The organism is Pseudomonas sp. FYR_7 (assembly GCF_043106155.1).
Classification (GTDB): Bacteria; Pseudomonadota; Gammaproteobacteria; order Pseudomonadales; family Pseudomonadaceae; genus Aquipseudomonas; species Aquipseudomonas parafulva_B.
The window spans coordinates 1-21,348 of record NZ_JBICMI010000025.1; the positions used below are offsets into that span (position 1 = coordinate 1).

The 21,348-nt window shown below is 62.7% G+C and carries 19 protein-coding genes; 8 read left to right on the forward strand and 11 right to left on the reverse strand.

The window, feature by feature from the left end; genetic code table 11:
- Positions 1 to 46: 46 nt before the first annotated feature.
- The 6 genes from ACF8R3_RS07130 to ffh form a co-directional block, all read right to left on the reverse strand.
- Positions 47 to 466, reverse strand: a complete 420-nt coding sequence (locus tag ACF8R3_RS07130; RefSeq protein WP_058637442.1) for an acyl-CoA thioesterase — start codon at positions 464 to 466, stop codon at positions 47 to 49.
- 93 nt (positions 467 to 559) lie between these two features.
- Positions 560 to 910 carry a 50S ribosomal protein L19 gene (rplS, locus tag ACF8R3_RS07135; RefSeq protein ID WP_023533640.1) on the reverse strand — a complete coding sequence of 117 codons (351 nt, stop codon included), beginning with the start codon at positions 908 to 910 and terminating at the stop codon, positions 560 to 562.
- A gap of 41 nt (positions 911 to 951) precedes the next feature.
- Positions 952 to 1,704, reverse strand: a complete 753-nt coding sequence (gene trmD, locus ACF8R3_RS07140; RefSeq protein WP_028634846.1) for a tRNA (guanosine(37)-N1)-methyltransferase TrmD — start codon at positions 1,702 to 1,704, stop codon at positions 952 to 954.
- A 3-nt stretch (positions 1,705 to 1,707) separates the two neighbouring features.
- Positions 1,708 to 2,244, reverse strand: a complete 537-nt coding sequence (gene rimM / locus ACF8R3_RS07145) for a ribosome maturation factor RimM (protein WP_027913820.1) — start codon at positions 2,242 to 2,244, stop codon at positions 1,708 to 1,710.
- 5 nt (positions 2,245 to 2,249) lie between these two features.
- The gene (rpsP, locus tag ACF8R3_RS07150; RefSeq protein ID WP_023533649.1) at positions 2,250 to 2,501 is read right to left on the reverse strand and encodes a 30S ribosomal protein S16; all 252 of its coding nucleotides are present in this window, start codon (positions 2,499 to 2,501) and stop codon (positions 2,250 to 2,252) included.
- A 240-nt stretch (positions 2,502 to 2,741) separates the two neighbouring features.
- Entirely contained in the window at positions 2,742 to 4,118 is a 1,377-nt protein-coding gene (ffh, locus tag ACF8R3_RS07155) for a signal recognition particle protein (protein WP_023533651.1), read from the reverse strand.
- Between the two features lie 250 nt (positions 4,119 to 4,368).
- On the opposite strand from ffh, the gene ACF8R3_RS07160 reads away from it, so the two are divergent.
- The 3 genes from ACF8R3_RS07160 (at position 4,369) to ACF8R3_RS07170 (ending at position 7,965) form a co-directional block, all read left to right on the forward strand.
- Positions 4,369 to 5,178: an inner membrane protein YpjD gene (locus ACF8R3_RS07160; RefSeq protein ID WP_027913819.1), complete on the forward strand. Its 810-nt coding sequence runs from the start codon at positions 4,369 to 4,371 to the stop codon at positions 5,176 to 5,178.
- Positions 5,179 to 5,187: 9 nt separating this feature from the next.
- The gene (locus ACF8R3_RS07165; protein ID WP_058637440.1) at positions 5,188 to 6,387 is read left to right on the forward strand and encodes a transporter associated domain-containing protein; all 1,200 of its coding nucleotides are present in this window, start codon (positions 5,188 to 5,190) and stop codon (positions 6,385 to 6,387) included.
- 279 nt (positions 6,388 to 6,666) lie between these two features.
- Positions 6,667 to 7,965 (forward strand): MFS transporter, encoded by a 1,299-nt coding sequence (locus ACF8R3_RS07170; RefSeq protein ID WP_196186680.1) that lies wholly within the window; start codon positions 6,667 to 6,669, stop codon positions 7,963 to 7,965.
- A 60-nt stretch (positions 7,966 to 8,025) separates the two neighbouring features.
- Here the strand turns inward: ACF8R3_RS07170 and purT are convergent, their stop codons facing one another.
- From purT to ACF8R3_RS07195, 5 genes are all read right to left on the reverse strand, one after another.
- Complete coding sequence (gene purT / locus ACF8R3_RS07175) at positions 8,026 to 9,207, reverse strand: formate-dependent phosphoribosylglycinamide formyltransferase (RefSeq protein ID WP_078479009.1); 1,182 nt, start codon at positions 9,205 to 9,207, stop codon at positions 8,026 to 8,028.
- Positions 9,208 to 9,283: 76 nt separating this feature from the next.
- Positions 9,284 to 9,751 carry a VUT family protein gene (locus ACF8R3_RS07180; RefSeq protein WP_145255648.1) on the reverse strand — a complete coding sequence of 156 codons (468 nt, stop codon included), beginning with the start codon at positions 9,749 to 9,751 and terminating at the stop codon, positions 9,284 to 9,286.
- A 67-nt stretch (positions 9,752 to 9,818) separates the two neighbouring features.
- Positions 9,819 to 10,013, reverse strand: a complete 195-nt coding sequence (locus tag ACF8R3_RS07185) for a DUF1289 domain-containing protein (protein ID WP_058604490.1) — start codon at positions 10,011 to 10,013, stop codon at positions 9,819 to 9,821.
- Positions 10,006 to 10,530, reverse strand: coding sequence for a gamma carbonic anhydrase family protein (locus ACF8R3_RS07190; RefSeq protein ID WP_058604489.1), 525 nt, complete (start codon positions 10,528 to 10,530; stop codon positions 10,006 to 10,008). The genes ACF8R3_RS07185 and ACF8R3_RS07190 overlap by 8 nt, the downstream gene beginning before the upstream one ends.
- On the reverse strand, positions 10,527 to 11,183 hold the full coding sequence (locus ACF8R3_RS07195) for a CoA pyrophosphatase (protein WP_228385145.1): 657 nt from the start codon (positions 11,181 to 11,183) through the stop codon (positions 10,527 to 10,529). The genes ACF8R3_RS07190 and ACF8R3_RS07195 overlap by 4 nt, the downstream gene beginning before the upstream one ends.
- A 114-nt stretch (positions 11,184 to 11,297) precedes the next feature.
- Here ACF8R3_RS07195 and ACF8R3_RS07200 point away from each other — a divergent pair, with 114 nt between their 5' ends.
- The 5 genes from ACF8R3_RS07200 to ACF8R3_RS07220 all read left to right on the forward strand — a co-directional run bounded on the left by ACF8R3_RS07200 (position 11,298) and on the right by ACF8R3_RS07220 (position 21,081).
- Positions 11,298 to 11,852 carry an NUDIX hydrolase gene (locus ACF8R3_RS07200; protein ID WP_058604487.1) on the forward strand — a complete coding sequence of 185 codons (555 nt, stop codon included), beginning with the start codon at positions 11,298 to 11,300 and terminating at the stop codon, positions 11,850 to 11,852.
- 82 nt (positions 11,853 to 11,934) lie between these two features.
- On the forward strand, positions 11,935 to 12,489 hold the full coding sequence (locus ACF8R3_RS07205; protein WP_058637436.1) for a murein L,D-transpeptidase family protein: 555 nt from the start codon (positions 11,935 to 11,937) through the stop codon (positions 12,487 to 12,489).
- A gap of 190 nt (positions 12,490 to 12,679) precedes the next feature.
- Positions 12,680 to 14,329 (forward strand): ShlB/FhaC/HecB family hemolysin secretion/activation protein, encoded by a 1,650-nt coding sequence (locus tag ACF8R3_RS07210; protein WP_232105933.1) that lies wholly within the window; start codon positions 12,680 to 12,682, stop codon positions 14,327 to 14,329.
- Positions 14,330 to 14,354: 25 nt separating this feature from the next.
- Positions 14,355 to 18,881, forward strand: a complete 4,527-nt coding sequence (locus ACF8R3_RS07215; protein WP_392515345.1) for a hemagglutinin repeat-containing protein — start codon at positions 14,355 to 14,357, stop codon at positions 18,879 to 18,881.
- 139 nt (positions 18,882 to 19,020) lie between these two features.
- Positions 19,021 to 21,081 (forward strand): PhoX family protein, encoded by a 2,061-nt coding sequence (locus ACF8R3_RS07220; protein ID WP_392515347.1) that lies wholly within the window; start codon positions 19,021 to 19,023, stop codon positions 21,079 to 21,081.
- The last annotated feature ends 267 nt before the right edge of the window (positions 21,082 to 21,348 follow it).

Below are 21,348 nucleotides of genomic sequence, written 5' to 3' on the forward strand. Positions count from 1 at the left end.
CAGCGGCCCCAGCTTTTGAGCTGCGCCCCAAATGTTGGACATCCGTTCACTTTTGGGGTTTCGATGCTTCCAGCACCGGCACCGGGCGCTTGTCTTCGTCGATGGCAACGAAACTGAAGACGCCGTGAATCGCCCGCTCTCGGCCATCGAGGTACATGTTTTCGACGAAGACATCCACCTGTACCTGCAAGCTCGTGTTGCCTACCTTGATTACCGTACCCACCAGCTCGACGATCGAGCCCGCCGGGATTGGGTGCTTGAAGTCGATGCGATCGGTGGAAACGGTCACCAATGGCAAGCGGCAGAAACGCGTGGCCGCGATGAAGGACACTTCGTCCATCCATGCCAGGGCCGTGCCACCGAACAAGGTGTTGTGATGGTTGGTGGTGTTGGGGAACACCGCCTTGGTCACGCGGGTGACCGAAAGCTCGGTGCGGCGCTGGATTTCCTGGTCTCGGGTGGTCATGGCTGTCACCTGTACGGAGTTCAAAACGCAAAAAAGCAGCCCGAAGGCTGCTTCTTTCTCGCTAGGCGACCTGGGTCGCCGGGCAAACTGTACTCAGGACAGTTTTTCCTTGATGCGAGCGGCTTTGCCGGACAGATCGCGCAGGTAGTACAGCTTGGCTTTACGCACGTCACCACGACGTTTCACGGCCAGGCTGTCGATCTGTGGGCTGAAGGTCTGGAAGGTACGCTCTACACCAACGCCGCTGGAGATCTTGCGCACGGTGAAGGCGCTGTTCAGACCACGGTTGCGCTTGGCGATAACGACGCCTTCGAACGCCTGCAGACGGGAACGCTCACCTTCCTTCACTTTAACCTGGACGACAACGGTGTCGCCGGGTGCGAAGGTCGGGATTTCCTTGCTCATCTGCTCGGCTTCGAGCTGCTGGATGATCTTGTTGGTCATGCTGTGCTCCTAAGATGGATCGTGATCCACCATCGATACGTTTAACTATCGTCCCGCTCGCGGAGGTATTCCTCGAGCAGCTTCTTCTCTTCTCCAGAAAGCGAGCGACTTTCCAGAAGATCGGCGCGTCGTTCGAAGGTCCTACCAAGGGACTGCTTCATTCTCCAACGCCGGATGTGTGCATGGTTGCCACTGAGCAACACGTCGGGAACACGCTGATCCGCATACACCTCAGGTCGGGTGTAGTGCGGGCAATCAAGCAGACCATCGGTGAAAGAATCTTCCTCCGCCGAGTCCACATGCCCTAAAGCTCCGGGCAGCAGCCGTGTAACCGCATCGATCAGTACCATGGCCGGTAGCTCGCCACCGGAAAGCACATAGTCGCCAATCGACCACTCCTCATCGACATGAGCTTCAATGAAACGCTCGTCGATGCCTTCATAACGACCGGCGATCAGGATCAATGATTCCTGTTCGGCCAGGCCTTTGACCGCCTGCTGAGTCAGCTTGCGGCCTTGTGGCGAGAGGTAGATCACCTTCGCCGCAGCTCCGGTTGCCTGCCTGGCGTTGACCAGGGCATCTTCCAGAGGCTTGATTTTCATCACCATGCCAGGACCACCGCCAAACGGCCGATCATCTACCGTATGGTGACGATCTGTGGTGTAGTCCCGCGGGTTCCAGCACGTTACCTGAAGCAACCCCTGTTTCACCGCGCGGCTGGTAATGCCGTACTCCGTGATGGCCGAAAACATCTCGGGGAACAACGTGATGACGTCTACGCGAAGGTTACCCATCGGTTAGAAGTCCGCGTCCCACTCAACCCGCATCACGCCTGCATCCAGGTCGATATCGAGCACGCATTGCGCCGTATAGGGCAACAAACGCTCGCGATCATCTAGGCTGCCTGCACACGGCTTGACCACCATTACATCGTTCGCACCGGTCTCCAACAGGTGATCGACCTTGCCGAACAGGTGTTCGTCCTGGTTGATGACCTTCAGACCTACCAACTGGTACCAGTAGTACTCATCGGCGGCCAGGTTGGGCAAAAGGCTCCGCGCAATGCAGATTTCGTAACCGCTTAGAAGACGGGCTTCGTCACGATCCTCGAGACCTTTCAGTTTCACGACCAGGCCCTTTTGGGAGCCACGACCGCTGACCAGCTCGACCTGCTTTACCTTGCCTTCGTGCCGAAGCGTCCAGCTTGGATAATCCAACAGGTTTTCAATCGGATCGGTAAAGGAATACACCTTCACCTCGCCGCGAACGCCGTGAACCGAAAAAATCTTGCCAACGACGATGAGGTCGTCAGCCTTTTCTGGCGTCGCGTTCATATTGCTCAGGCGGCAGCCTTGGCAGCGTCCTTCAGCAGCTGAGCAACACGCTCAGACGGCTGTGCGCCCTGGCTCAGCCAGTAGGTGACGCGCTCTTGGTTGACCGACAGCTTGACTTCGGCGCCAGCAGCGATCGGGTTGAAGAAACCTACGCGCTCAACGAAACGGCCGTCACGGGCGTTACGCGAGTTGGTCACGGTCAGGTGGTAGAAAGGGCGCTTTTTCGAGCCGCCACGGGCCAGACGAATGGTTACCATGTGAACATCGTTCCTATAGTCGGTGCTGCAGTTGGTACTGCAAATCTGAATGCCAAATAGGCACACGGGTGCCCAAAAGGCCGCATATTCTCAAGGAATACACGGACATTTGCAAATGACTTTTTCGGTCGGCACTTGCCCGACCGTCCAGACTTGCTGCGTAAGCCGCGAAAATCGCGACCGTTGTCCCGCTTGCGCGGGGTGAGGGGCCGGCCCAAAAATGACCTGCCCCGGAAAACTTCACAGCTTGGGCATGCCACCGCCCGGCAGCATGCCGCCGAGCCCACGCATCATCTTGGCCATGCCGCCCTTGCTGGAGAACTTCTTCATCATTTTCTGCATCTGCTTGTGCTGCTTGATCAGCCGGCCGATGTCCTGCACCTGAGTGCCGGAACCCAAGGCGATGCGGCGTTTGCGCGAGCCGCTGATCAGGTCGGGATCGCGGCGCTCGGCCGGGGTCATGGAGTTGATGATCGCCTCCATCTGCTTGAACTGCTTCTCGGCGGCGCCTTGGGCATTGCCCATCTGCGACAGGTTAACGCCGCCAATGCTCGGCAGCTTGTCCATCAGCCCGCCCAGGCCGCCCATGTTCTTCATCTGCTGAAGCTGGTCACGGAAGTCCTCGAGGTCGAAGCCCTTGCCTTTCTTCAGCTTCTTGGCGAGTTTGTCGGCTTTGGCCTTGTCGATGGTCTGCTCGGCCTGCTCGATCAGGCTGAGCACGTCGCCCATGCCCAGGATGCGCGAGGCCACCCGGTCGGGGTGGAACGGTTCGAGCGCTTCGCTCTTCTCGCCCATGCCGATGAACTTGATCGGCTTGCCGGTGATGGCGCGCACGGACAGCGCCGCACCGCCACGCGCATCACCATCGACCTTGGTCAGCACAACGCCGGTCAACGGCAGGGCTTCGCCGAACGCCTTGGCGGTGTTGGCAGCGTCCTGGCCGGTCATGGCATCGACCACGAACAGCGTTTCGATGGGCTTGACCGCGGCGTGCAGGGCCTTGATCTCATCCATCATGTCGGCGTCGATATGCAGACGGCCTGCGGTATCGACGATCACCACATCGATGAACTTGAGCTTGGCTTCGCGGATGGCGGCTTCGGCGATGGCGACCGGCTTCTGGCTGATGTCAGACGGGAAGAAGGTGACGCCGATGTCGTTGGCCAGGGTCTCGAGCTGCTTGATAGCCGCCGGACGATAGACGTCGGCAGACACCACCATCACGCTCTTTTTCTTGCGCTCTTTAAGGAAGCGCGCCAGCTTGCCGGCGGTGGTGGTCTTGCCCGCACCTTGCAGGCCGGCCATCAGCACCACGGCAGGCGGGGCGGCATTGAGCGCCAGATCTTCGTTGGCCGCACCCATCAGGCTTTCGAGTTCGGCCTGGACGATCTTGACGAAGGCCTGGCCTGGGGTGAGGCTGCGCGACACTTCGGTGCCGACGGCACGTTCCTTGACGCTGTTGACGAAATCCTTCACCACCGGCAGGGCAACGTCGGCCTCGAGCAGGGCCATGCGCACTTCGCGCAGCGTGTCCTTGATGTTGTCTTCGGTCAGCTTGGCCTTGCCGGTGACATGGCGCAGCGTCTGTGACAGGCGGTCGGTCAGGTTTTCGAACATGATGATCCTTTCTGGCCCAGTAAAAGCCGAGGTTGTCAGGCGCCCGCGGGGAAATGCACACCCGCCAGGCACAGCAAGGCGGCGATTATAGCGAAGTGAAGCGACCGCGCACACCTTAAGCGGCACTCGCCGGTCGCCACGGGGTTTGCCCGGTGCCTGCATCGCCGCCGCCTTGCGCGCCCGTCAGTCTTCCTAGAGCGGCGCGGTTTATGCCAAACTCCGTCTCTTTAAGGCTCGCCCACCAGGACTTATGGTCTCCTCTCCCAGCCTCATCCCCAACCTGATTGCCGCTGCGCTCTACATCGTCGCGGCCATCTACCAGGGTTCATCCCTGGCCAAGGGCCGCAAGATCGACAAACGGCTCCCCGGTCTGTTGGGCACCATTGCGGTGATAGCCCAGGGCGGTGCGCTGTTCTTTCAGCTGATCACCCCGCTTGGCCTGAGCCTGGATTTCTTCAGTGCCGCCAGCCTGATCGCCGTGGCCGTCATCGCCCTGACCTTGCTGGCATGCCTGCGCATCCCTGTGGAGAACCTGCTGGTGCTGTTGTTCCCGCTCGGTGCGGTCACCGCGCTGCTGGCCCAATTCGCGCCGCCCGGCACCGTGCCGCTGATCGATGAGGAACCGGGCATCCTTGCTCACATCCTTCTGTCGATCCTGGCCTACGGCCTGTTCACCATCGCCGTGTTCCAGTCGTTGCTGTTGCTGGTGCAGGACCATCAACTCAAGCACAAGCACCCCTCTGGCCTGATTCGAAACTTCCCGCCACTGCAAACCATGGAAAGCCTGCTGTTCGGCTTCCTCTGGGCAGGCTGGTGCCTGCTGTCGCTGTCGCTGGTGTCCGGCTGGCTGTTCCTCGACAACCTGTTCGCCCAGCACCTGGTGCACAAGACGTTGCTGGCTTGCGTGGCCTGGGTCGTGTTCAGCGTACTGTTGTGGGGGCGTACCCGCCTGGGTTGGCGGGGCCACAAGGCCATCCGCTGGACCTTGGCAGGCTTCTGCCTGCTGATGCTGGCCTATTTCGGCAGCAAGCTGGTTCGCGAATTCATTCTGCACATCTGACGGCCTTTCATGAACATCCTGCCGTACGCACCGCTTCTCGGCACCTCGGCAATTGCCCTGCTGTGGTCTGCACTGCTCACCGCCATCGAGACCGCACGCCTGCACACGATGGTGTCGGGCGGCGAGAAGGACAGCCAACCCAAGCTTTCGGGCCCTGCCCTGGTCCTGGGCGCCAGCCTGGGCAAATGGCTGGTACTGGCGCTGGCCTGCCTGATCGGGCTGCGTCACGGTGGTGACGCTGGCCTGTGGCAGGCAGGCCTGGCTGCCGCTGCTGCTCTTTTGGTGTTCGCCGAGTACCTGCCTCGTCGCCTGGCCAGACGCAACCCACAGGTCTTCGTCAGCCTGGGTGCGCTGCTCAAGCCTCCACTGGTACTGCTGCAACCGCTGGCCGGTATACTCGACGGCTGCGCCAAGCTGTTACTACGCCCACTGCGCAAGCAGCCTGCCGCAGTCGCCCTGCACCCCGAGCAAGCCGACGATTTCGAGGACGACGAGCACCCGGAAACCCCACGACGGGGGTTGCTCGACGGCATCCAGTCCCTGGACAAGATCACCGTCAACGACATTCTGGTGCCGCGCAACGAGGTCGATGGCATCAACCTCGACGAGCCGATCGAGCGCATCATCGAGCAACTGATCGTCAGCCGTCACACCCGCTTGCCGGTGTACCACAGCGACATCAACCAGGTCGAAGCCATCCTCAACACCAAGCTGATCAGCCACTTGTTGCCCCAGGCCGCGCTGACCCTCGAAGCTCTGCGCCAGGCGTGCTACGAGCCCTATTTCGTGCCCGAAAGCACGCCCTTGAACCTGCAGTTGCTCAATTTCCACAAGCAGCAGCGGCGCCTGGGCGTGGTGGTAGATGAGTACGGTGAAGTACTGGGGATCGTCACCTTGGAGGACATCCTCGAGGAAATCGTCGGCGAGTTCGAAGATGACCAGAGCCTGGGCAACCCCCATGTCCACAAGCAGCCTGACGGTACCTATGTCATCGATGGCACGGCCTCGCTGCGGGAGATCAACCGTAGCCTGGGCTGGCATCTGCCGTGCGATGGCGGGCCTAAGACCCTTAACGGCCTGGTGACCGAAGCGCTGGAAAGCATCCCGGAAAGTGCGGTGTGCCTGAAAATCGGCCGCTATCGCCTGGAAATCCTTGAAACCGAAGACAATTGCGCCAGCAAGGTACTGGTATGGACGGCAACCCGATAGCTATACTCGGGCAACGCTTACCCAGCCCTGCCGTCCCGCCTGCTACCCGCACTCGGCGCTCCACGGTCAGTCCGCTTCGCTGAAACGCCCTGCGGTCCTGCTTCACCACCCTGAGCAGTGTCCGCCCGCCCCTATCCCCTTGGGCTATCGTCAGCCAGGCGAACATAACAACAATCGCGCCAGCGCCATGGGAACCATTGTTCGGGCGGCTGCAATCGGTGTGTCCGTTGCAGGCCGACAGAGCACCGTGGCGTTGCCCCAGACCGCCAGGGACCTTCAATGACAACCAGCACCTACGCCGGCGCACCTGCCGCGCCGGTCAACTCGCCCGCGCGGGTTGCCACTGCCAGCTTCATCGGCACCGCCATCGAGTTCTACGATTTCTATGTCTACGCCACGGCGGCCGCCCTGGTCATCGGGCCGGTGTTCTTCCCGTCCGGGTCCGGCACTGCCCAGATGCTGGCGGCCTTCCTGACCTTTGGCATCGCCTTTCTGGCCAGGCCACTGGGCTCTGCGCTGTTCGGTCACTTCGGCGACCGCATCGGACGCAAGTCCACGTTGGTTGCCTCGCTGCTGTTGATGGGTGTCTCCACCACCGCCATCGGCGTTTTACCTGGGTATGACAGCATTGGCGTGTGGGCACCGATCATCCTTTGCCTATTGCGCTTTGGCCAAGGGCTGGGACTGGGCGGCGAATGGGGCGGTGCGGCCCTGCTGGCCACCGAAAATGCGCCACACGGTAAACGGGCGTGGTTCGGCATGTTCCCGCAACTGGGCCCTTCGATCGGGTTTCTGGCAGCCAATGGCCTGTTCCTTACCTTGGCACTGACGCTCAGCGACGAACAGTTCCGCCAGTGGGGCTGGCGCATACCGTTTCTGCTCAGCGCCGCCCTGGTGCTGGTGGGGCTGTATGTGCGCCTGAAGCTTGAGGAAAGCCCGGTGTTCGCCAAGGCGGTGGCCCGCCAGGAGCGCGTGAAGCTGCCGGTGGTGGACCTGTTCGCCAGGCATTGGCGCCCGACCCTGCTGGGTGCCGCAGCCATGGTGGTGTGCTATGCGCTGTTCTACATTTCCACCGTCTTCTCCTTGAGCTACGGCGTAAGCACGCTGGGCTACAGCCGTGAAACGTTCCTGGGGCTGTTGTGCTTTGCGGTGATGTTCATGGCCTTGGCGACGCCGCTGTCGGCCTGGCTCAGCGATCGCTACGGACGCAAGCCTGTGCTGATCGTCGGCGGCCTGCTGGCCGTGGCGTCAGGTTTTACCATGGAACCGCTGCTGACCTCGGGCTCGACCACCGGCGTGGCACTGTTCCTGGCCATCGAGTTGTTCCTGATGGGCGTGACCTTCGCGCCAATGGGCGCCTTGCTGCCAGAGCTGTTCCCGACCCATGTGCGTTATACCGGCGCTTCGGCAGCCTATAACCTGGGCGGTATTGTTGGCGCATCGGCAGCGCCGTTCTTCGCTCAGAAGCTGGTGAGCATGGGCGGCCTGAGCTGGGTGGGCGGATATGTCTCGGCGGCGGCCGTGATCAGCCTGATCGCCGTACTGTGCCTGAAGGAGACGCGCAATACCGAGCTTTAGGACGCTCAGCGACTTCATAGCAGGACTGTCGGGGCTGCCTGAGCGGCCCCGACGGGTCTATCAGAACTCTACTTCCACGGCCTGGGCCGCACGGGTCGCCTTGGCGCGCGCCGCTTCGATGGATTCGTCACGGGCCAGGCAAACGCCCATACGACGAGTGCCGCTGATCTCAGGCTTGCCGAACAGGCGAATAGCGGTATCCGGTTCGCTCAGCGCAGCGCCGAGATTGGCGAAGGCGGTCTGCTGTGAGTGCCCCTGCGGCAGGATAACGGCCGAAGCACTAGGACCGAACTGACGCACCACCGGGATTGGCAACCCGAGAATGGCGCGGGCATGCAGGGCGAACTGCGACAGGTCCTGGGAGATCAGGGTAACAAGGCCGGTGTCGTGCGGGCGTGGCGACACTTCGCTGAACCAGACCTGATCGCCCTTGACGAACAACTCCACACCGAACAGCCCACGCCCGCCCAGGGCATCGGTGACCGCCTTGGCCACCCGCTGCGACTCGGCCAGCGCCTTGGGGGTCATGGCCTGCGGCTGCCAGGACTCCTGGTAGTCGCCTTTTTCCTGACGGTGCCCAACCGGTTCGAGGAAAGTGGTGCCCCCGACGTGACGCACGGTCAGCAGGGTGATCTCGTAATCGAAATCGATGAAACCTTCGACAATCACCCGCCCCTTGCCGGCGCGCCCACCTTCCTGTGCGTAGGCCCACGCGCTCTGCAGGTCGGCATCGCTGCGCAGCAGGCTCTGCCCCTTGCCGGACGAGCTCATCACCGGCTTGACCACGCAAGGGTAGCCGACATCGGCGACAGCCTCGGCATAGTCTTCGTAGGTGTCGGCAAAGTGGTAGGGCGAGGTGGGCAGGTCCAATTCTTCGGCAGCCAGACGACGAATGCCTTCACGGTTCATGGTCAGTTGCGTGGCGCGTGCAGTGGGCACCACGTTGAAACCTTCGCTTTCCAGCTCCACCAGCGTGGCGGTGGCGATGGCTTCGATTTCCGGCACGATGTAGTGCGGCTTCTCGGCCTCGATGACAGCGCGCAGCGCCACCCCATCGAGCATGTTGACCACGTGGCTGCGGTGGGCAACCTGCATGGCCGGCGCGTCGGCGTAGCGGTCAACGGCGATCACTTCCACGCCCAGGCGCTGGAGCTCGATCACCACTTCCTTGCCCAACTCGCCACAGCCACAGAGCAGTACACGGGTCGCGGTGGGCGACAGGGGAGTTCCGATACGGGTCATTTCAGGTCCTCGAAGGCATCCGGGGCCGCGCCTGGCTCGGCACCACCCGCTGAAAAAGGACCGCTATTCTACACCATCAGCCCGCCACGGTAGCCCGTCGGGCGCGAAATGCCATGGCCAGCCAGACGGCCGTGACACCGGCGAACTTCGACGCCATGGCGGTGCCGATCACCATCGGTGTAAGCGCACCGATCATGCCGAAGAAGATGAACGTATCGACCGGAATGCTTAATGCCGAGCTCAACCACAGCCGGTCGCGCAGGGGCCGCCGGGTGACGCTGAAGACCAGCCAGTCGATCAGCTCGGAGACGAAGAACGCCGTGGCGCTGGCCAGGGCGATGGCAGGCTCGGAGGTGACGTAGGACAGCACCAGAGCCGCCAGCATGGCCACCAGCGCCCCATGCCCGAAGCGGGTCTGCACCATGTCGCGCAGGATGAAGACCAGGCCACCCCAGGCGGACCAGATGACGTCCAGGTGCGGGGCGCTGGAGAAGGCGTAGTTGATCAGCACGACACTGCTGATATAGGCAATCAGAAAGAGCATGGCGGGTAGTCTTTGGGCAAGCGGCACAGATTACCGTCGCCCGCCCTGGGAGGCAACCGCAGTACCGCTAGAGCACCAGCCCGGCTTCGGTGGCGCGCTCATGGCAACGCCTGAGCACACCGCGTCGCTCATCATTGCTCATACGGCCCCATTGGCCTATCTCTGCCACGCTGCGCTGGCAGCCGGTACAGATATCCTGCTCATCAAGGGCACAGATGTTGACGCAGGGGGACGCCACCGGGCGCTCGTTTACCTCACTCATCGTCGGGCACCAGCTCCTTGCCGTAGCGCTGGGCGTTATGGACATAGTGCGCCGCGCTGGCCTCAAGCATGCGCTTCTGTTGTTCGGTCAGCTCGCGCACGACCTTGCCGGGCGAGCCCATGACCAGCGAACCATCGGGAATCTCCTTGCCCTCGGCGATCAGGGCATTGGCGCCGATGATGCAGTGCTTGCCGATACGTGCACCATTGAGCACGACCGCGTTGATGCCGATCAGGCTGTAGTCGCCCACCGTGCAGCCATGAAGCATGGCGTTATGCCCAACGGTCACGCCTTTACCCAAGGTCAGGGGCGAGCCCATGTCGGTATGCATCACGGTGCCGTCCTGCACGTTGCTGCCTTCACCGATGTCGATCAGCTCGTTGTCACCACGCAGCACAGCGCCAAACCAGACGCTGGCATGGGCCTGGAGACGGACATTGCCGATGAGCGTGGCGTTGGGTGCAGCCCAACTGGTGGGATGAGTCTCGACCCGCAGGTCGCCCAGGCGATATTTCATGGTTGCTCCTCAGGCTGGGATGCCGATGGCAGGGTGGGCCCTGCTCGTTTGTCGGTAGGACGCTCAGGGGGACGGTGCAGGGAGATACCGGCGTCGAACAACAGGTTGACCAGTTCGACGATCATGATCGCCGACAGCCCCCAGATCTTGTATTCGCCGTAGCGGTAACTGGGCACATACCAGCTGCGGCCCTGGTAATCGATGCGGTGGGTATGGTCGCGAGGGTCCTGGCGGAAGAACTCCAGGGGAACGGTGAATACCGCCGCGATCTCGGCATCGTTGGGGCGGTATTCGACGAAGTCGGGAATGACGCCGACGTAGGGCGTGACCTTCAGGCCATGCAGGGATATTAGGGGGCTGAGCGGGCCAAGAACCTCTACCAGCCCTGGTGGCAGGCCAATTTCTTCTTCAGCCTCGCGCAGGGCGGTGAAGACCAGGTTCGGGTCTTCGGGATCGCGCCGTCCACCTGGGAAGGCGACTTCGCCACCATGGGTCGAAAGCCCCTTGGCGCGCAAGGTCAGCACAAGCTCAGGCACTTCGCTGCGGGTAATGGGCAAGAGTACCGCCGCTTCCGGGAACCGCCGATCCGATTCCAGGGTTGCAGGTTGGTGGTTGCTCATTCGGCGAAGTAGCTCGTCCAGCATCGCGCTCACTCGTATCCAAGGCCTGCCCTGCATGATGCACGAAAGCCGTCAGCCACCCAACCCCTGCTGCTTGCGGCGGCCGAGCCACCACGCCAAGATAGGCCACGACAAAAGGAAGCCTCCATGAATTTCTGCAGTGCGTGCGGTCAGCCGGTCATCGAGCAGATCCCCCAGGGCGACACACGGTTGCGGTACGTTTGCCCCGCGTGCCACACCATCCACTACCAGAATCCCAACGTGGTAGCCGGCGTGCTGCCCACCCATGGTAGCCAGGTGCTGCTGTGCCGCCGCGCCATTGAACCGCGCCGTGGTTTCTGGACCTTGCCTGCCGGCTTCATGGAAAACGGCGAGACGCTCGACCAGGCCGCCCGTCGCGAGACCGTCGAAGAAGCCTGCGCGCGTGTAGGCTCGATGACGTTGTACCAGCTGTTCGACCTGCCGCACATCAACCAGGTACATGTCTTCTTCCGCGCCGAGCTGGCGGACCTTGCGTTTGCAGTCGGGGTCGAGAGCCTGGAAGTGCGACTGTTCGAAGAGCATGAGATCCCCTGGGACGCCCTGGCTTTCCGGACCGTGGCACGGACATTAGAATGCTACTATCGCGACCGAATCGAGCAGCAGTTCCCCATAGGCCATGAATACCTGCCGCCGATGAACGTATCGACCACCCCCCGTTAGGGTTCACGAAATGCCGCCCGGTGGTGACCATCGTCGAGTGCCTTTCACATAACCCGGTACAGAGCCTTCAGGATATTGCTACATGCGCTGGTTGCTTGCCCTCCTCTGCCTTGGCGTTGCCTCGATGTCCCAGGCGGCCTACACCGAAACCATCATCCGCAAACCGGTCTCGGCAGTGCAGACGGGTTCGCCTGCGCAACCGGCGGTGCAGCCTCAGGTCGACAAGGTACTGGTCATCAAGTCCGAACGTCGCCTGCAACTGATCAGCCGCGGCGAGCCGATCAAGACCTACCGCATTTCCCTGGGCAAGCAACCCAAGGGCCCCAAGCAGCGCGAAGGCGACAAGAAGACTCCGGAAGGCTTCTACTGGCTGGACTGGCGCAAGCAGAGCGAGCGCTTCAACCTGGCCATGCACATCGACTACCCCAACGTCAGCGATGCGGCCCGGGCCAGCCAGGCAGGCGTGAAGGCCGGCAGCATGATCATGATCCACGGCACGCCGATCAACGACGAATACCCCGAGTGGTACTTCCATACCCTGGACTGGACAGACGGCTGCATCGCCATGCGTAACCGCGACATGCAGGAAGTCTGGAACCTGGTGCGCGATGGCACGATGATCGAGATTCGGCCCTGATCTAGCGCAATTCATCTGTTTTTGTAGGAAAGAGCCCACCCGTTCGCTGGAACCTGCCTGACATTGTCTTAGGCACGGGATGGCATCCAGGGAAATGCCACGGCTTTTAGCATCCACGCAATCGAGTACGAAGTCCGTACCGCATTGCTGGGATGCTCAAGTGCACTGTCCTATCCCCCTCAAGCGCCAGTTGTTGGCTGTCTGCTTTATCCTGTTGGTGCTCGCCTGCGGTGAGGCGAGGGCCGACGTTGCCAGCTGGCAATTACGCGACCATCAGCTGGACCTGCAACACCAGCAACAGCAACGCCGCCTGGAACGCTGGCAGGACAAGGCCGACACGGCAACGCCCTCCCAGGCTCCCGTCGCCGCACCCGCTCAGGCGCACTGTTGGAAGGTCGCAGGTGTCGAGGTCGCCGGCAATCGCCACTTGGACGACGCGGCCCTGGCCACCACCGTGCGCCTGAACGTCATGCCGTGCATGGGCGTTGCCCAGATCAACACGCTGCTCAAGGCCATCACCGAGCAGTACGTGCAAGCCGGCTATCCGACCAGCCGGCCTTACCTGCGCCAGCTGCCCCAGGACGGGCACCCGTTGCAAATCGTGCTGGTCGAGGGCTTCGTCGAATCCATCGAGTTGGCTGGCCCCGAGCTGCCCCTGTCCTTGTCCGGTGCTTTTCCAGACCTGCTGGGGCGCCCGCTGTACCTGCCAGACGTCGAGCAGGGGCTCGATCAGCTCAACCGCCTGCGTGCCTTCGACATGGGTGTGGACCTGTTGCCAGGGCAAATGCAGGGCGGTACGCGCGTCGTGGTCCAACCGCGCCGGGCAGAGGGGCGCTGGCATTTCGATACGCGGTTCGACAACCGGGGCAGCGATTTTACCGGGCGCCACCGGCTGACGGCAGGCATCGGTGTGGACAGCCCGCTGCATCTCAATGACGACCTGCGCTTGTCACTGACGCATACGGTGCTGGGTGGCCCGGGCCGTAGCCAAGGTGTTTCGCTCTACTACAGCGTCCCCTACGGCCGCTGGAGCTTTGCCCTGAGTGCAAGCGAACTGCGCTACCAGGCCCCGTTGCCCAGCGGCAGGTTGAGCGCAGATGGCCGGAGCCGTTATCAAGGGTTGAGCGCCGAGCGCGTGCTGTGGCGTGGCCAACGGGGAATGCTCAGCGCCTCACTGCGGCTCGACCGCAAGGCGTTGGTCAATCGCAATGCCGGGGCGGTCGTCGTGCAGCAGAGCCCTACCCTCACCTCCCTTGAAGCCGGGCTGAACCTGCTGTGGCTGCAACATGGCCTGTGGAACGGCTATCTGGGTGTGACGCAGGGCGTCCCGATGCTCAGCGCTGACCGCGCACCCTTGGGCGCACAGCGCCTGCGGCCCGACTTCAGGAAGTACCGCGCCAGCCTGCTCTACATCGGCCAAGGCCCGGCCAGCCAGCCGTGGCGCTGGCAGAGCGAACTCAACGGGCAGTACAGCCAGGATGCACTGCCCGCCGTTGAGCAAATGCTGGTCAGCGACGATTCGGCGGTACGCGGGTTCCGCTTGCAGACCTATTCCGGCGCCACCAGCGCGGTGTGGCGAAACACAGTCAGCTACCCCCTGCCCCAAACGTGGGGCGCACCGCTGCACGTGCGCCCCTACATCGGCCTTGACCTGGGCTGGACCCGCACCGCTGCTGGCTCACCGTCGCAGCGCCTGGCCGGTGCGGCAGCCGGCCTGGAATTGAGCCTGTCAGGCAGCCGACTGCGCCTGGACTACCAGCGCGCGCTATACGCCAGCGACCACCCAGGCCGGCCCAATGAGCCTGGTTTCTGGGTGCTGGACTGGTCGATGACCCTTTGATTCACCCACAACAATGAGAAAAACCATGAAGACATCCTCGCCCCCTCTTTGCATCCAGCCCGATACCTTGCGCTGGGCCATCTTTCTGATCGTGCTCGGCTCCACCAGCGCATTGGCCGAAGGCGGCCTGGACGCCGCCAACGGCCCTGGTGGCACCCCGCTCATCAACAACGGCCATGGTGTCCCGGTGATCGAGATCGTCCCGCCCGATGCCAACGGCCTCTCGCACAACCAGTTCAACCAGTACAACGTCGACCGTGCAGGCCTGGTGCTGAACAACGCCACCCAGGCTGGGCAATCGCAGCTGGCCGGTGCCCTGGCCGCCAACCCTCAGTTCCAGGGGCAGGCAGCGTCGACCATCCTCAACGAAGTGGTCAGCCGCAGTGCCTCACTGATCCAGGGCCCCCAGGAAATATTCGGCCGTGCTGCCGACTACATCCTGGCCAACCCCAACGGCATCACCCTCAACGGCGGCAGCTTCATCAACACCACGCGTGCAGGCTTTCTGGTAGGCACCCCGGCGTTCGAGCAGCAGCAGCTCAAGTACCTCAATACCCTCGACGCCAGCGGCACCCTGCAGGTGCTGGACGGCGGCCAGAGCAATGCCGACGGCGCCCTCGCGTTGATTGCGCCGCGCATCGACAGCCAAGGCCTGCTGGCGGCCGCGACCACCCTGGACATCACCGCTGGTCGCAACCGGATCGATCACGCTAGCGGCGCGGTGGTCGAGCACCGTACCGCCACGCCGGCCAGCATCGACGCCAGCCTGTTCGGTGCCATGCAGGCGGGGCGCATCCGCGTGGTGAGCACTGCCGAAGGTGCGGGTGTGCGGGTACGAGCCCCCCTGGTCAGTGCCACGGATGGCATCGAAATGGCGTCGGCGGGCAACCTGGACGTGCTGGGTACGGCGGCCAGCCCAACCGTCCTGCACAGCGGGCAAGGCCCCTTGAAGCTCGATGCACAGGGCGATCTGGTACTGCGCACCGTAGAGGCCAAAGCACCCCGCATCGAAGCCCGGGCGGGTCAGGCCCTGACCCTCGATGCCCAGGCCCTTGAGCGGGTCAAGCATGACAACGAGCAATGGAGCAAGAAGTTCCTGTTCGTCACGCGCGAAACCTACGACCGCGACACCACGACCACCGACACCCAGCAGCACGGCACCCGCCTGGAGGCCGACGACAGCATCGTGCTTACCTCCGGCGGCGACATGCGCATGACCGCCGCCACCTTGCAAGCGGGCAATGGGCTGAATCTGGACAGCGGGGGCAACCTGGACATCCTGGCGGGTATCGACAGCCAGGCCATCCAGGAAAAGATCCGTCACCGCAAGGACCTGTGGCGCGGTGACAGCGACACGGACATTTTCACCGAGCACGCCCAGGGCAGCATGTTCACCGCAGGGCAGATGCAGGTGCAGACGGCCGGCAACCTGAACGTGCAGGGCAGCACCCTACACAGCCGCGGCGACCTGGCCATCATGGCCAAGGAGGGCATGATCGCCACGACGCAGTTGCAGGAGCAGAGTACGCGCCGTAATTATCGCGGTGACCTGGTGTCCGGTACGTTCTTCGGCGATCACAAAGGCAACGAGAAAGAGGGCCGCAACCTGGCAGGCAGCACCCTCACCAGCGATGGCATCCTGACCGTCACAGCCGACAAGCTCACTGTCAGAGGCAGCACGGTAATAGGCCTGCAGGATGCGACGCTGCACAGCCAGCAAGGCTCGCTGGCCGTGGAGGCGGACAAGGGCACCAGCACCCGGACCGATCATGCACGCGACAGCAAGCTGTTCGGCCTGATTGCCAGCGACAGCCGCAGCACTGAGCGCAACGAAGCGGTGCTGGTCAGTGAGGTAGGGGCGCAGAGCAACCTGCGCCTGGTCAGTGCCGAGGATTTGCGTATCGAGGGCGCCAATGTCAGCGCTGGCGGTCATCTTGACCTCGAAGCCAAGGGCAATGTGGCAATCACTGGCGTGCAGGCGACCGAGCAACGCGAGGTTCGAAACCAGCAGCGCACCTTCACCGCCAGCGCCGGGCAGACCAAGGAGGCCGACGGCGACAAGCCCGGTTCTCGCCAGTACAAGGCCAGCGTGGGCTATGACGTTGTCACCCGCACTGGCCAGGAGCAGAAAACCGAAAACGTGGGTAGCCAGCTCAAGGGGGCTTTGGTGAGTGTCAAATCCGATGCCGATGTGCAGGTCACCGGCTCCACCATCAACGCCCTGGCCGGGGACCTGGACATTGATGCCCGCAAAGTGACGTTGGGCACCACCCAGGCTACCCACGAAACCACCACTACCACCACCCAGAGTGGTGGCGGCCTCACGGTGACTGGCGGGATCGACCGGATAGGTAGCCAGTTCGATGGCCACCACCAGCGTGGCGTACAGACCAACCGTGAGCAGAAGATGCAGCGCACCGAACTGCAGGCAAGCGGCAACGTACGGTTGCGTAGCGACGAGCTGGTGACCGAGGCTGCGCGGGTAAACGCCGGCGAAACGTTGCAGGTTACCGCCACCCATATGGAGAACCGTGCGGTGCAGAACACCTCCGAGCAAACCCAACGCCAGGATGACTGGTCTGCCAGCCTCGGCGGGAGCCTGGAATACCGTGATCTCACCCGGCCCATCGAGCGTCTGGTGCTAGGTGAAGAAGCTGCTCGCTTTCAGCAGGCCTCGCCCGAAGACGCGATGGTGGCGCCCAGCGTAGGCGCCGACATGACCGTCGAGCACCTCAAGCGCCTGGAAAACCAGCGCCGTGGCTTTGCCCAGGTCAGCGAACTTTCCGGTGCCAGCGTGCAGGTCAAGGTCGATACCCTCAAGGATCAGGGCACTGCCTGGCGAGCCAATGCGGGCACGCTCGACATTCAGGCGCAGCACCATGACATGCAGGCTGCGGCCAATACCGAGCACAAGCGCGAGCAGCACCTGACCGTTGGTGCAGATGCTCGGCTGGATACCACTACCGGTCAGGACCTGAACGTGCGCGCGGCCGGCAACGGCGGTTCTCTGGATGGCCAGAGCACTGTCAGTACGGCTGTGGCGGGCTCCCTGTATGGCCAGCAGGGTATCAAGGTGCAGTTGGGCAGCGATGGGCGTTATGAAGGCACACGTATCGATGGAGGCAAAGGCGACGTGCGCATGCACAGCGACGGTACGCTGGAACTGGTCCAAGCCACTGACCGTGAAGCGCGCCAATCCAGCCAGCTGGACGGCAATGCCTGGGTCAAGGTCGGCAACCGCCCCGGCAGTACCGGTATCGATGGGCGCGGCTATCTGGATCATGCGCGCAATGACCAGGCCACCAGCACAGCTCAGGTGGCGCAGATCGACAGCAAGGGCCAGGTGGTGTTGACCAGCCGTGGCGACTTGACGCTCGAAGGCACGCGCATCGGTAGCCGCGAAGCCCCGACCGGCGATATCACGCTGCACAGCGATGGCCAGTTGCAGGTCAAGGCGGCAACCGCCACACAAGAGGCCAGTGGCGCGAAGCTGGGCGGTGGCCTGGAGTTGGCCGCCAAGACCGGCACAACGCAAGGCGGGGGCCTAGGTGGCCACTTTGGCAATGGCAAGCAGCAAGAGAACGCGCGCCAGGCCATCGACGCGCAGTTTGCCAGTAACGGTCGCCTCAGCGTGACCAGCAGCGCACGCGACGCGCAGGCTTTGCAGGTCCAGGGGTTGCAAGCCAACGCCAAGGAAATCGTGCTCGATGCCATGAACGGCGGCATGCGGCTGGAAGCCTCGTCGAACCAGGAACTGCGCAATAACCTCGACATCACCGCCGGTGCCGGTTTCAACGCCAGCAGTGGCGCACTGGACACGCGGGGCCTGCATGGCCGTCTGAAGGTGGACATGGACAAGCGCGACAATCTCACCTGGAACGCCGGCAACCTGCGTGCCGAGCGCATCGCGCTGCACAGCGGCGGCGATGCCAGCCTCGAAGGCGTCAGCCTGGACGCCGCGCGGATCGAAGGTGCCATAGAGGGCGATCTGCGTGTGGCCAGCCTGATGGACCGCGTCAATAACCTCAGCGTCAAGGGTGATGCCAGGCTTAGTCAGGAAAAGAACCCACAAGGCTATGTCAACGCTGCTACATCGCTGGCCGGGCCGCTAGGCGGCAAAGTCGGCGAAAAAGCCGGCCCTGCCCTGAGCAAGGCTGATCCAGGTTTCTCGCCTACCCTGCGACTTGAGGTGGTCCACGAGCAACGCGACAGTGTCGCCCAACAGGCCACGCTCAAAGGCAGCGAGGGCATCGCCTTGCAGGTTGGCGGCAACGCCCAGTTGGTCGGCGCCCGCCTGCAATCGGCCAGGGGCGAGGTCAAGCTGGACGCCAACTCGATCAAGCAGCAAACCCTGAGCGGCAGCGACTACCGGCGGGCTGTTTCGATCGATGCGTCCAATTCCCCAGTGGACCTGGGCACCGCCATTGCCGAAATTGCCAAGGGCAAAGGGTCTGCAGAGGGTGAAAACGCCCTGGATCTCGGGCTGATCCGCACCAGTGGGCATAACCGCAACGAGCAGTGGGCATCGAGCCTGGGCGCCAAGCGCGACTGAGCAACCTTGGCAGAGCGCCCCTTTTCGGGGCCTCTTCAAATGCGCCACAGGGTTGCAACGTCCGCTCATGGTTCTGCAAACCAAACGTCACAATCGCCCACTAGAGTGCGGTCTGAACTCTGCAACGCAAGGACATGTGATGAGTCGTGACACCGGCGACAATTTGGACCGCAACCCCAGCACCAACACGGCCATGGCCACCGTCATGGACATTTACCTGAGCCGACGCAGTGTGATGCGCGGCGGCCTGGCCGCCGCCGTCACCCTGATCGCCGGCACCAGCCTGGGCGGTTGTTTCAACGGTGCTGATATCCGCAGGCCCGCCGGCCCTGGCGGGCCGGTCACCGGCAACGCTGCCAGGTCAGGGCTGGCGCTGGGCTTCGACTCAATCCCTGGGTCACGCACCGATGCGTGCACCCTTGCCAAGGGCTACTGCGCACGCGTGCTGGCCCCATGGGGAACACCGCTTAACCGGAACGCCGCGCCCTGGAAGCCGGACGGCAGCAATACCTCTGTCGATCAGGCCAACGCCATGGGCATGCACCATGACGGCATGCATTTCTTCCCCATCAATGGCAGCTCGGATGATGGCTTGCTGGCCATCAACTTCGAGTACATCGACCCTGCAGCCTTGCACCCGGCTGGCCCAACCACTGATGTCAACGGCAAGCGCCCGGTCGAGGAAGTGCGAAAAGAAATCAACGCCCATGGGGCTGGCGTGGTGCGCCTGAAAAAAGTCAGCGGCCGCTGGCAGGTAGTCGACAACGACCCGCTGAACCGCCGCTTCACCACGGCTTCGCGCATGGAAATCACCGGGCCGCTGCGCGGCACCGACCACGTCAAGACCAAGTACTCCACCGCCGGTACTCACTGCCGGGGTACCAACAACAACTGCGGCAACGGTTACACCCCGTGGGGCACCTACCTGACCTGTGAAGAGAACTGGCCGGGCATCTTCGTCAACAAGGGCACCCGCCCCGAAGACCAGCGCCGCATTGGCGTGGGCACCTCCAGCGGCCAGTACAAGTGGGAAAGCGCAGCCGGTGACAGCACCGAAGAGGCCGACGAGTTTGCCCGTTTCGACGTGACCATCAAGGGCGCCAGCGCCACCGACGACTACCGCAACGAAGCCAGCACCTACGGCTACATCGTCGAGATCGACCCGTACAACAGCAGTACCCTGGCCACCAAACGCACCGCGCTGGGCCGCTTCCGCCACGAGGGCTGCGCCCCAGGCCTGCCGGTCGCGGGCAAGCCGCTGGTGTGGTACATGGGTGACGACTCGAACAACGAGTACCTGTACAAGTGGGTGTCAACCGCCGTGTGGGATGCCGCCGATGCCAACCCGGTCGACCGCCTCGCTACCGGCGCCAAGTATCTGGACCAGGGCAAGCTCTACGTGGCCCGCTTCAACGCCGATGGCACTGGTGTATGGCTACTGCTGGACGTGGCCACCGCCACCACGGGGGGCAGCACCCTGGGCGCGCTGTATGGTGACCTGCCGGGCATCATCCTCAACACCCGTGGCGCTGGCGATGCCGTGGGCGCGACGCCGATGGACCGCCCGGAATGGACGACGGTCAACCCGCTGAACGGCGACGTCTACCTGACCCTGACCAACAACAGTGCACGTACCCCGGAAAAGGTCGATGCGGCCAACCCACGCGGCCCGAACCGCCACGGCCACATCATTCGCTGGCACGACAGCGACGATCAGTTGAGCTTCAACTGGGACATCTTCGTGTTCGGCGCAAACGCCGCCGGTGCTGCCGACATCAACCGTTCCGGCCTGACCGAACTGAACCAGTTCGCCAGCCCCGACGGCATGAGTTTCGATAGCCGCGGCGTGTTGTGGTTCGAGACTGACAACGGCGAGAGCACCCTTACCGACTACACCAACGACCAACTGCTGGCGGTGATTCCAGGTCTGCTGGTGGATGCGGCGGGGCGACAGGTGCCGGTGAATGGGGAAAACCAAGGGGGGTTGCGGCGGTTTTTCGTGGGGCCCAATGGGTGTGAGGTGACGGGGATTGCGTTTACGCCGGATAACAGGACGTTGTTTATCAATATTCAGCATCCGGGGAACTGGCCAGTTTCGGAAGATGCTACCGAGGGTGCTGTTGGGGGGAAGCGGGTTAGGCCGCGGTCTTCTACGGTGGTGATTCAGCGGGAGGATGGGGGGGAGATTGGGACGGGTTGATTGGGTTCTGGATGGGGGTTCTTATGTTATTCGGTTTTAAGTCCTGAGTTCAGAGCTCCAAGTTCCAAGTTCCAAGTTCCAAGTTCCAAGTTCCAAGTTCCAAGTTCCAAGTTCCAAGTTCCAAGTTCCAAGTTTCCAGATCTAAGCGCTAAGCTCTAAGCTCTAAGCTCTAAGCTCTAAGCTCTAAGCTCTAAGCTCTAAGCTCTAAGCTCTAAGTTTTATTGAGAAACTTAAGCGGGTGCGGGGGCGCTTTTATCGATGAGATAT